The organism is Prevotella sp. AGR2160 (assembly GCF_000424185.1).
Taxonomy (GTDB): domain Bacteria; phylum Bacteroidota; class Bacteroidia; order Bacteroidales; family Bacteroidaceae; genus Prevotella.
Window position 1 is genome coordinate 1 of the sequence record NZ_AUJK01000002.1, and the last position, 11,214, is coordinate 11,214.

9 protein-coding genes are annotated in these 11,214 nt (G+C 51.3%); 1 reads left to right on the forward strand and 8 read right to left on the reverse strand.

The annotated features are described in order from the left end of the window. Positions 1-92: 92 nt before the first annotated feature. Complete coding sequence (locus tag G604_RS14935; protein ID WP_231376010.1) at positions 93-431, reverse strand: peroxiredoxin family protein; 339 nt, start codon at positions 429-431, stop codon at positions 93-95. A 435-nt stretch (positions 432-866) separates the two neighbouring features. Continuing rightward, positions 867-2,633: a polysaccharide lyase family 1 protein gene (locus G604_RS13235; RefSeq protein ID WP_231376011.1), complete on the reverse strand. Its 1,767-nt coding sequence runs from the start codon at positions 2,631-2,633 to the stop codon at positions 867-869. Positions 2,634-3,001: 368 nt separating this feature from the next. Between G604_RS13235 and G604_RS0101445 the strand changes: the two genes are divergently transcribed. Continuing rightward, positions 3,002-3,430, forward strand: a complete 429-nt coding sequence (locus G604_RS0101445) for a hypothetical protein (RefSeq protein ID WP_196801076.1) — start codon at positions 3,002-3,004, stop codon at positions 3,428-3,430. Between the two features lie 74 nt (positions 3,431-3,504). On the opposite strand, the gene G604_RS0101450 is transcribed toward G604_RS0101445, so the two are convergent. The 6 genes from G604_RS0101450 to G604_RS0101475 all read right to left on the reverse strand — a co-directional run bounded on the left by G604_RS0101450 (position 3,505) and on the right by G604_RS0101475 (position 11,196). After that, positions 3,505-4,791, reverse strand: coding sequence for a histidine-type phosphatase (locus G604_RS0101450; protein WP_028908987.1), 1,287 nt, complete (start codon positions 4,789-4,791; stop codon positions 3,505-3,507). Between the two features lie 11 nt (positions 4,792-4,802). Next, on the reverse strand, positions 4,803-5,960 hold the full coding sequence (locus tag G604_RS0101455; protein WP_028908988.1) for an OprO/OprP family phosphate-selective porin: 1,158 nt from the start codon (positions 5,958-5,960) through the stop codon (positions 4,803-4,805). Positions 5,961-5,989: 29 nt separating this feature from the next. Further along, positions 5,990-6,769, reverse strand: a complete 780-nt coding sequence (locus G604_RS0101460; RefSeq protein ID WP_028908989.1) for an acid phosphatase — start codon at positions 6,767-6,769, stop codon at positions 5,990-5,992. A gap of 147 nt (positions 6,770-6,916) precedes the next feature. Further along, positions 6,917-10,033, reverse strand: a complete 3,117-nt coding sequence (locus G604_RS0101465; protein WP_155941827.1) for a hypothetical protein — start codon at positions 10,031-10,033, stop codon at positions 6,917-6,919. Positions 10,034-10,235: 202 nt separating this feature from the next. After that, entirely contained in the window at positions 10,236-10,703 is a 468-nt protein-coding gene (locus tag G604_RS13240; protein ID WP_231376012.1) for an outer membrane beta-barrel protein, read from the reverse strand. A gap of 253 nt (positions 10,704-10,956) precedes the next feature. Next, on the reverse strand, positions 10,957-11,196 hold the full coding sequence (locus tag G604_RS0101475) for a hypothetical protein (protein ID WP_028908991.1): 240 nt from the start codon (positions 11,194-11,196) through the stop codon (positions 10,957-10,959). Positions 11,197-11,214 lie beyond the last annotated feature (18 nt).

Sequence of the window (11,214 nt, forward strand, 5' to 3'; positions counted from 1 at the left end):
GAATAAGGGATATACCCTTCTTTTTCTATAGATGTATTACCGTCTTTGGTTAGGCAGCGGCATCCGCCCGCCACGGACAATCCCCCTTGGGCCTATTTGTCTACAGCTTTCCGCCAGGAGTTGATGTCTGTATCAAAACTCACGCCTACAAAAGTGGCCTTGTCCTTGAAGCGGTCATAGATACGCATCATCTCCGGCATGTCACGACGACAATCGGGGCACCAGGAAGCCCAGAAGTCGAGGACGACGACCTTTCCTTTCAACGACGACAACTTAAAGTTTTTGCCGTCTATGGTCTTCATCTTAAAGTCCGGAGCTTTGGTTCCTACCTTGGGCAAGTCGGTAGCATATTGCGTATCGATGTCGTGTACCGGGCCGAACTGAGCCGAAGAACGAAGGGGTATTGCTGACAGCAAAACTATCGCCAGCATAAAAAGTACATGTTTCATTTGCTTATCTTTTTTATTTACCGCAAAGATAGCATAATTTTGCGAAGTCTGCAAACATAATCATAAATTTCCATACAGAATCCGTTGAATACCACCTACAAATGGATTAATTGATACAAATCAAGTAATCGCATATTTTTTGCATTTTCCTGGGAAAAGATTTAGCGTGTTCGAACACAATGCGTAACTTTGCAGTGTCAAAAGGTTAATAGATTGTTTAGGTTAGTAGTATTAGATTTAGGTTTTTAGTTATAGGTAAAGATTGTTTCATCATTTGGATAACACACAACATTAGTTTTGCGCCGTGAGGCACAAACCTAAAAAACGGTCAGGAGCAGCGTGCTCTTGACCGTTTTTTTATGGTTCGTTGCAGGACGGCCCATCGACCGTCCTGCCGGAGAATTCCTTAACAAGGGGTTATTTCACGAGGACCTTCTTGGTGGTGACAGTGCCATCAGAGAGAATGGTCTTGACGATATTCATTCCTTTTTGAAGACCCTGCTGTTGCATACCACTCAACGAATAATAACGGGTAGCAACCACTTTTACGTCAGCAGCCTGCGCTTCGATGCCCGTTGTCCCATCGGAAGCGTCCATAGATGCGCTCTTGGCAGCGGATGACGGGGCCGTGATCTTAAGGGTGGCACCGGCATGAGCGGATACTTCCGATTTTACCTTACCGGCGTCGTAGGCAGTCAGCTTATAGTAGGCTGAAGGGATGAAATAGGAGATGTTGCCTGAACGGGACTGGACATCACCGGCTCCGTAACAACCCTTGACCGTGATGTTATAGTCGGTATATCCCTTGGCCGTGGCATATACTTTCCAAGGTGTCTTCTGAGCTGCGGAACTGGTGAAAGCGGTATTCTCCACATACAGGTTGCTGCGGTAGGCGGCACCGATACAGTAGTTGGAGACCGAAGAGGAATAAAGACAGTTGACGATATGTACCTGACCGAAGCGTACGCGCGGCTGACGCTCCTTACAGCCCTCATCCCACCAACAGTTGGCGAATGTCGTGCGGAGCTTTCCCAGATCCTTCGTGTTCTTGTCGCTGCCACCCCAGAGATCAGAGAAGCGGTGATCATTACTGCCACCGGAACCACCGGCCCACGGCTTGATGAAGTAACGGAAACGGCACCAGGTGACACTGATATGGTCGGCACCATTGTTACAGTCGAAGTTTCCATCCACGCCATCCTGGAAATCGCAGTGGTCGACCCAGATATATTCTGAACTCTGCAGGGTCAGGTTGTCCTTTCCGTCAATGTCATAGGCTCCGGCACCCTTGAAGGTGAGGTTGCGAAGGATGATGTTCTTGCATCGCTTGATCATCAGAATTCCCGTCTTGTTCACGTCTGCCGTATGCGTCAGATTGACAAGCGCCGATCCCGGCAAGCCATAGACGGTCTTGTTCTGCGCGTCCTGGACGGCCAACTGACCCGTGAAGGTCAGTGTTCCCTTGACATAGATCGTCTTGGCATCTGTGCCCGACATCTGTTTGATCAGATCGGCAGCCGTGGTGACGATGACGGCATTCTTGTTGGATGAACCCGTAATGGTTCCGCCTACCGTACCCCATCCAACGGGCGCATTGGCATCATACTGGCTCAGACCGGAGGTCGTCGTCGAACTGGAGGAAGAATTCGAGGAAGAGCTGCTGGAAGAAGAAGAGCTGGAAGAAGTGGAGCTGGAGGAAGAACCCGAAGATTTGTATTGATTGAGTACAACCTTGATATTCTGCAGATAGGAGGTCGCCTTGGCATAGACCACGACATATCCGGCCTTGGCTTCACTCGAGGTAGCCTTGTGCGTCGTAACATCCGCCGAAGCGTTAACGCCGGCCACCTGATAGTTGTGATAGCCTTTGACACTCGTCACCGTCACCACATCTCCTGTGGCGCTGACCGGAACACGCAGCGTGGTCTTGGCGTTCAGCTGGGCATCAGCAGTACGCTGGGCGAACTTACCATACTTGGCAATGCAATAGATGGTGACATTGCTCACCGTGGAAGGGATACGTCCTTGCTTGCCCTCCAGCGTCAGACCTTTCAGGGAAGACGGGTTGACATTCTTGAAATCCCAAAGGGCAGTAATGGTACCGGCCGACACCTTGGACGGGGACACCAGGGAGCACAGCAAGACAAGGCAGAAGGCCATGCCCCATTTCAATTTTACTTTCATTTTGTTTAAGTAGATTGAATAAATTGTGGCAGCACGATTTGTAATAGTAAAGATCGCATGGAAAAGGGCTCTCACGAACTTCTTTCCATATCTTTCTATCAAACTTCCCACTCTGTGCTGTCTTGAGGGCAGAACATCTGACAAAAAGACGTTGCAAAGATAGAAATAATTTCTTTATGATAGCCCTATTTGGAAAACATTTTTAGTTTTTTCTTAATTTTGTTTGATTTTTAACGAGGGGGGTAACGAGGACCTTTATGTTTCAAATCGATGAAGAAACTATGACGATAGAGTTGCCCTATTGTTGGTACGAAAGGAATTTCATAACTTTGTAGCGGGAATTTAAAAGAATAGGAATGATGAAAAAAATGTTGTTAACAGTGATGCTTGTCCTCGCCGGAATGACGACACAGGCACAGAGCGAGATTCACAATCTTGTGTTTGGAACGAAAGAATGTCAGCAGACATTCCGGAATGTCAATTATCAAGGTCAGCAATGGGACACGATGGTCGTGACCTATAGCGTCAACGGCCAGCAGAGAGAGGTAAAGAGCTGTCGGCTCGTCAAGCAGTGTAAGAGCACGCATGACGCCTTCAATACCATCGCCGCCCTCCGTTATGGTCTTCAGAAAACGTATGGCGTGCTGGAGGAGAATACGGATACGGATGGTTGGATGTGCTATCAGGGCGGTACGGATCCCCGGAATGACAGCCGTTCAGCCTTCTCCTTCGGCATCTATAAGAATGGAAAGGTTGATGAGGTCCGACTGGATTTCGGACCATTGAGCAGCCTGTAATCTTTCGACGGTTCAATAAAAATAAGCAAGCGTCATGACGGATGGACCATCATGACGCTTCTTGGTTTTTATATTTATTGAATCTTATCGTAAGCACGGATAGCCTCCGTGAAGCGGCCGTTGACATCCTCGAAGGAATAGAGGCCATCAGCGTTGGCCGTCAGGCCCTTCAGCTTCAGCGGATAGATCATCGGCGGGTTCTGGAGGTCGAGGAGGGCGAGATGGCGCAACTGGTCGGTGGACTGATAGACCAGATTGATGGCGATGTATTCCTTGCCATCCTTATCCGCCCATTTCTCGAAAACGACCTTTGAGCCGATAGGTGTCTTCTTCTCGATGGAGTGGGGCAGACTGTAGTCCTCGACACCCAATGCCGCGTCGACACTGGCGATATTGCTGTCGTGTCCGCAGAGGAAAGTAAACTTCCTGTTCTTGGCGTTCAGCTCATCACTCATGTACATCAGCAACGGATGCGCCACATTGACGGCAACGATGGGAGCCGTGAAGAGCACATCGCCGTAGACATCCTTGATGCGGGCAATCTTCTCCCAGTCCTGAAGGGTGATATCATGGCCGAAAGCGGCCTTCTGGGCATCCGGCTCCTCATAATACTGGAGGATGAAGGCATCAGAGGCGGAGTTGGCCTGCTTGAGGGAGCCCTTCATCTTCGGCTCGTCATTGAGCTTGAAGATAAACTGGGTGTTGTAGTCGTCGAAGGCACAGGTCGTACCGTTCTTACAGGCCGGAGAGTCCTTGAGATCCAACACCCGGGCTGTCGTCTCATAGCTGTCCTTCAGTCCCTCGTTGATGCCGACGATCCCTTTCTTTCCACCCATGGCGGCAATCTCCTTGAGGGCTTCTTTCCGGAAGGCCTCACTGACTTTGGTCAGACGGGGACAGAACACGGGGTCCATCGTACTGGCATTGTAGCGATGAGCGACCCGGATATTGGCAAGGGGCATGAAACCGGAGGAGAAATATTGTGCCGTGGCGATGGTCCGCTGCATGCTGTTGGCGTAGAAGTTGACATCGTCGACAGAGGGTGTGGCGTTCTCCTTGAAGAGGCCTTCGTCGACCACCCATTTGCGGAAGAACTGTCCCATGATGGTTTCCAGTACACCTCCCCGGGAGGTCAGCTCACTCGGTGCCGAGGACCATTGTGTCCACTGGTGCGGCGTGAGTTTACTCAGTTCACTGCCATTGGTAGACAAAGGGGAACGGATATTATGTCGACTGAGGATAACGACTTCCTTCAACTGATATTTATCCTTGAACTCCTTGCTCCGCTCCAATTGCGCCATCAGGACCGACGGGCAAAGGGAGAGGAGGAGGATCAGGACAGAAAAGAATTTTCTGTTCATATGCTTTTCGTTTAGAATTTGATTTGGAGACGGGTCTCAAGAGCGGAGAAATGATTGTCGTCATATCCCGCACGGTCAGTAACCTTCGTGTAAGAGCCACGGATACGCCAAATCATATACTTGTTGATATAGTAGTTGATGGTTGCTGACCAGTCATTGCTGCGTCCGCCCCATACCTGTGCCTTGGAATCGGAGAGGTCGAGATAGTCGTAGGACAGGACGAGCTCGAGACTGCCTCGTGCCGGCGTGTCAATGCCGCCGTCCCAGTAGTTGTATTTATACTGTTTGCCGAGGAGCAGACCACGGACCGTAGCATAGGCGCCGTTACTGTGAAAACTGTGATTGCCCTCTTCACGCGTGATGGCATTGTAGAAATACTGACCTTCAAAACCAATACGGTCATAGGCTGCCGTCACCTCCGGCGTGAACTTGTACATCGCCTTCGCATTGTCCACCGTTGCCGACATCGAGGTGACCTGGGCGATACGGGTGGGCCATGTGGTGGAAAGGACGAACGACTTATGGTTCAAGTCAGAATTGCTGTTGTAGCGGGGACTCTCATAAGCGCCGGAGAGGCCGACATGGAAGATACGGCCGGGAGCCGTAAAGGGATGATAGACGAGACGCGTCATCACACCGATACCTTGATTACCGGTCTTGTCGCTCGTCATCTTCATGGCGTCGGTCTCAGAGAAGAAGCTGAACGTTCCCAGAAACTTGTCGTCAGCATGCTCAAACATCAGACCGAGGAGACGGGAGTTGTTCAGAGCCTGGTTGCTGCGCGGCTCTTCCATGGAGATTTTGAAAGAGGAGCTCGTGGCACTCTGCAGACCATACTGATGGACGAAATAACCGGCACGGATGAGGTTTTGCTTACCCAGCGAGTGCTCGATGAAGATATCTTTCAGTCCTACCTTACCATAGGCATAGCCGATGTCGACCTTTGCCGTCCAGTCCTCATAGGTAGCCTTGAAACCAACACGGGCATCGGGGACGGCCATACCGTCATTGAGCTTGTCGTTGATCTCCTTGTTGGCATCGAAGAGACCGGCATCGAGGAGGATACGGCCGGAGGGCTTCACCACGAGTTTACTCTCACTGTTCTCCTGGGCAAAAAGAGGAGCTGCCAGCAGAAGGGCAGATCCCAAAAGTAGCATAGACTTATTCATGATCACGTTTGTATTTTAAGGTTCAACGATTACTTAGTCTCTTCCTGGAGGTTGACCTTACCGTCCTTCACGAGTTTGGCAAACTCTTTCTTGGCCTTCTCCAGTTGTTTCATGAAGTTGGCATTGGCATGCAGACGGGCAACGACAGCGGCAGCGACGAGGCGGGCGGCATCGACATCACTCTGGAAATGATAACCACAGATCACGCGGCTCTGTCCCATCTCATAGCCACGCTTGAGGATATCATCCTGACGGGACGTGTTGATCTCAGCCAGCACCAGCGCCGTGGCCCAGCCGATAGAGGTATGGCCGGAGGGGTAGGAGCCGTTGGTCGACAGCTCTTTCTGCTGCTCGGGGTTACAGGTCATCTCATTATAGTAGGCGAAGGGACGCTTGCGCATATAGTAATTCTTAGCGGCACGGGTAGCCAGGTCTCCGGCATCCTCACGCATGTTGATAACAAGCTTATAGATCTCCGGCGTCGTCTCCTTACTGATTTTCACGCCGAAGGCCTCTGAGAAGGCATTGGGAACACCGTCACCACCGACACGGGCGTCGGCAGCGGCCTGATCGCCGCGCGGCGTGTCACGCTGCAGTTTGCCCCACTGATACTGGGCCTCGTCATTGAGCCAGAGGATAGAGCCCTGCTGGGGAGGAGCGGGGAGGAGCTTCAGGGAGTTGGCCACCTCGTCGGCACGGAGGAAGTAGAGGTCGGGATTAGTACGTACGTCCTTGATCTTGGTCTGACCGAAGGAAGAGATCGCTACGAATGACAGTGCGACACTGACAAAAATGTTTTTGACGTTCATCATTTTGAATTGAGTTTAAGTTATTAATTCGATTTCAGATTTCTTGCTGCAAAGTTATGTTGTAATCTCCAACAAAAAAAGTTGCATTTGATGTTTTGTGGAAACAACTCAAATGCAACTTTTTACAAAGTATTGGTATTTAATAACTTATGACTTTTGTGTCAGAACCAAAATAAATTCGGCCACACTCGACGGATGGCGCTCGGCATAGGCTCTCAGCGCCTCTTCCTGTGGCTTCAGACGGCCCCGGACCAGACGGCTGATGACCGGATTGAGGTTGCCGGCAAGGTCAAGCATGCCGGGGATGAGCAGCCGCTTGACTTTCGGACAGGCCATGAGAAGAAGAAGGACACGGGAGGGCTGACTGTCACTGTTCGTCAATTGCAGGATGTCACGGAGCAGCCGCGGGTCGGTCTTCTTGAAGTGGTCATAGAATCTTTCGTTCAACAGGTGGATGGACTGGACCGTGGCGCGGGGATCCGCCTGGTCGTCTGCCTCACGGACATACTCGTAGATCTTCTCTCGGATCTGTTGCAACAGGATGAGCTGAGCTGAGCGGTCATAGAGGTGCTGCAGACGGCGAAGGAGCTCCAGACAGAAGGGAAGTGGCATACCGGCAGCAGGGTCCTCCGGAATACGGCGGCTGGCTTCCTCATATTGACTGCAGAGGGTGCTCATCACCTTGTCCTGCGGATTCAGGGCCCGGAGCCGTTTGACCTGACGCTGACAGAACTGTTGCAGGCGGACCACCACGGCAGGAGAGGTCAGGGTGTCGTAACGGCCGGTGATATCTTCAAACAAGGGCTTGAGGTCATCCAGTGGCTTGATCGCCAGATCTTTGTAGAATTGCTCAATCTTTTCGGATAAAGTATCCGTAATGCCTTTCAGAGGGAGCGTGCCACGGATATTTTCCTCTATAGTCTGAAGCTGCGCTCTGGAGTCGGCGACATTCTGCAGCCATTGCCGGTTTGCCAATGCCTGCCGTCCCATCTGATCGGGATGTCCGTCGTTGATGGCCTTCTCTGAGGCAATGACAAGGGCCGTGGCGTCGAAGAGCTCCGTGGCGGTGATCTCCTTGATCTGTCCTTCCAGGAGTCGGAGCAGAGAAAGGACGACATCACGGTTCAGGCGCATGATCGCGTCAGAACAGGTGGAAATTCTCTTGTCTACCTGTTTCCAGGAACCGACACCTCTGTAATGGATCTGATAGACCTGTTCCCGCAACTGCTCCAACTTTTCCCGCTGTTTGACGTCGATGATCTCCCTATAGGGCCAGATGTCATGAAGGCGGTGGGTGAGTTCTGCCTTTCGGGTCCTCAGCTCTCCCCGTGACCACCGATAGACGAAATGCCGCACGGCCAGTAGGGTAGTGACGATGAACAAGAGGAGCAGGATGGACATCAGCAGTCCGCGTCTGGAGACCTTGCTCTCCGTTATCGGCAGCCAGGAGCTCTGGAGCTCGTGGCCGGTCATGAAGGTCAGGATACCCAGATTACAACCCAGAAAGAGTCTCCCGTTCAGCGTCTGACAAGCCTGTGGGTTGAAATGAATGTCTGAGAAGAGATGTCCGCCGTCATACAGATGATGATTGCGGATGCTGAGTCTCTCTATGCCGTTGTCGAGTACGGCATAGACAGTCGTATCGTTGGCCATGAGGAGTTTACCGATACCGGCAAGCATCAGCGTGTCCCGGCTCCCTTGGAGAAACACGCGGTCGTTGGTGGCGATGAGCATGTCGGAAGGGAAGGCGGAGGTGACGACGACATGCTGGGGGGAGAGCGTGGAATCGTTCATCACCTTTGTCGTCCGGTCGTTCTGCAGCACATACAGTCCGTCATTCAACGTAGGGAGATAGACATGGGGATCTCCGTCTCTTTGAAAGATGGACGTAACATACTGATTTCTGAGCGACGGGAGCGTGTCGGTCCTGCCGTTGCCATCTATCATCACCAACCCGTCCTGCAGGCCGATCATGAGTTGCTGCGGACCATTGTCCGAATCGATATGCAGTGCCGTCACCTTGGATTTCGAGGAGAACAGTTCTTTCTGAAACGCCGTGAGGTAGTTGCCCCAAAGCTGTCGGCCGAGGGTGATGCTATAGATCCGCCGCTGGTTGTCCAAATAGAAGAATCTCCCCTGGTGACAAGCGCAACTGACGATGGAGTTGCTCTTGATAAAGTCGAAGATCTTGTCGGCATACGTCCCGCTCTTGTCAACATGATAGATGTTATTCCTCGTATCAACGAAATAGAGCGTTCCTTGGTCCTGACAAGAAGTCATCATCGGATGGTCGGCACCATTCACGGACAGATGCGATGGTATTTTCCAGACCGCATGGTCGGTAACCATCCAGACATAGTCGTCACCGGGGGTATACGTGAGGATATGGGAAGATTTCTGCGGGATGGATCGGCGCAGGGTGACATGGGTGAAATGGCGGAGATCATCCGTGAGATAGGCTTGGTTGATGCCGAAGAAGGCCATCGTATTCCCTGACGGAAAGACATAATGCATGGCTTCGGGGAGCTCATAACGCTCTTCCCGGCCACGGGAGTCAATGAGAAAGCATTGTTTCTCTGCCACGATGAGCAAGCGCCCCCGGTAAAGGGTGATATCCCCGATCTTCTCTCCCTCATGGGTCGTCGTCAGCGTTCCGCTGTGCGGGTGCCGGCAGACCAGTCCGTTCTCCGTGGCGGCGACGATACCCTGATGATGGGGTAGTTCGATCAGCCGGTTTACCTGGAAGGTGTTACGGTTAGACAGTCGGGAAGGATATAGTTTGGTAAGCAGGTTCTCTTTCTCCTGGTAGAGGAAGAGTCCCTGACTGGTACCCATCAGCAGGCCCTCGGGGGTAGGGAGAACATCATAGGTAGAATAGAGCTTTCCCTTTTCCGGCATCATGATGGTTGTACGAAGGACCATCTTCCCGGAATGAAGGGTGTAAAAGCGCAGACCGCCATTGCGGACGCTCACCCAATAGCCATTGTGGTAGGGCTTGACGAAATAGATACGGTCGGAGGCCAACTTGTATTTCGTTTGTTGATGGGCCGTGATGCGCCATACATTACCATATTCACTGCCCACCCAGTGGATGCTGCCACCCTCCGTGGAAAGCGACGACAGTTGTTCGTCGAAATACATCTCTATCTCGCCAAGGTCTGATTGTTCCTTGACCTTTGAGCATCCGGCTAGCAGACTGGTCAGTAGCAAGCACAGCCAGAGAGTGCCCGGGAGGGACAGATATCCCAATATTTTCTTTCTCATAGTTGTGTGTCTTTATTGGAGACATAACTGTATATCCCCGGATTTACCTCATCTGAAAAGCGGAAGATGCAGCTTCTCTAGAAGTGGAAATTGATCGTTGCGGTACCATCCAGCCAATGATAACTATCCTTTACGGCAGGATATCGCTTTAGCGTATTGGTCAGACCAATATATCCCTGTACGCCGAAACGCCAATACTTCCCTAGTTGATAGTATATGCCGGGCTGAATACCGACATCAAAGGTCTTATAGATCGCTTTGTTGTTATCTCGTTGGATGGATCAGCGTCAACGTAATAGGTGTTATTCGAGGTGACGAAAGAGAGGACCGGACCACACTCCACCACGAGGCCGCTCTCCTTCGGTGCACGCAGATGGTACTGCGCGAGCAGGGGAATATCGATATAGGTGCAGTCATATGCGCCCACATTGTAATCAGCATCCCCGGGCTCTACTCTCGCCCGCATGGCTACACCGGGCATGAAAGACCAGTGGTCGGAGAAATAACAGTTGAGACCGTAACCCACACGGAAGGCAAAGGAGTCATCCTTGTAAGGCGTGGAGGTCACACCTCCCAAACCTAAATAGAAGTTATGCTCTACGTGTTTCACCTGGGCATGACCTGTGGTACAGATGCCCAATGCTAGGAAAAGAAGTAAGGACTTTCTCATTATCTTTTTGTTTTTTACCATACAAAGGTACAGTATTTCTCGGAACGATACGAATATTTCTCATAATTTCTTTGCAAAAAAAATGAGGAAAGGCCAACTGAAAAACAAAACAGCCCCGGAAGACGATCCCTTTGAAGGTGGTCACCATGTTGTGGCCACGCACCCACATTGACCCAATAATATACCGAATATTTTCCTTGCGTGGCCGCAACATGGCGGCCACCTACAAGAGGATTTCACCCAGTCACATCCTTTACTGCACGAGTTCGGGATATTTCTCCAACAGTTTATCCTGGAGCATGGCGAGGTTGTCGAGCATGCTCAGGCGGTAGTCTACGGGGAGGAAGACCTCATGGGCGGGCATGCGCACGCCGATGACGCCTAACATCTCCCGATAGTATACCGGTAAACGAACGTCTCCGAAGACGAAACTAAAGTCACCGCCTTGTTGCTTGAACTCGGCGATCTCTTGCTTGAAAGTATCCTTGTTCATTTTATACGATCAAAAATT

Coding starts and splice junctions, on each gene's coding strand:
- G604_RS14935 (WP_231376010.1), bottom strand. CDS start 431: ATGCTGGCGATAGTTTTGCTGTCAGCAATACCCCTTCGTTCTTCGGCT.
- G604_RS13235 (WP_231376011.1), bottom strand. CDS start 2,633: ATGAAAGTAAAATTGAAATGGGGCATGGCCTTCTGCCTTGTCTTGCTG.
- G604_RS0101445 (WP_196801076.1), top strand. CDS start 3,002: ATGTTGTTAACAGTGATGCTTGTCCTCGCCGGAATGACGACACAGGCA.
- G604_RS0101450 (WP_028908987.1), bottom strand. CDS start 4,791: ATGAACAGAAAATTCTTTTCTGTCCTGATCCTCCTCCTCTCCCTTTGC.
- G604_RS0101455 (WP_028908988.1), bottom strand. CDS start 5,960: ATGAATAAGTCTATGCTACTTTTGGGATCTGCCCTTCTGCTGGCAGCT.
- G604_RS0101460 (WP_028908989.1), bottom strand. CDS start 6,769: ATGAACGTCAAAAACATTTTTGTCAGTGTCGCACTGTCATTCGTAGCG.
- G604_RS0101465 (WP_155941827.1), bottom strand. CDS start 10,033: ATGAGAAAGAAAATATTGGGATATCTGTCCCTCCCGGGCACTCTCTGG.
- G604_RS13240 (WP_231376012.1), bottom strand. CDS start 10,703: ATGAGAAAGTCCTTACTTCTTTTCCTAGCATTGGGCATCTGTACCACA.
- G604_RS0101475 (WP_028908991.1), bottom strand. CDS start 11,196: ATGAACAAGGATACTTTCAAGCAAGAGATCGCCGAGTTCAAGCAACAA.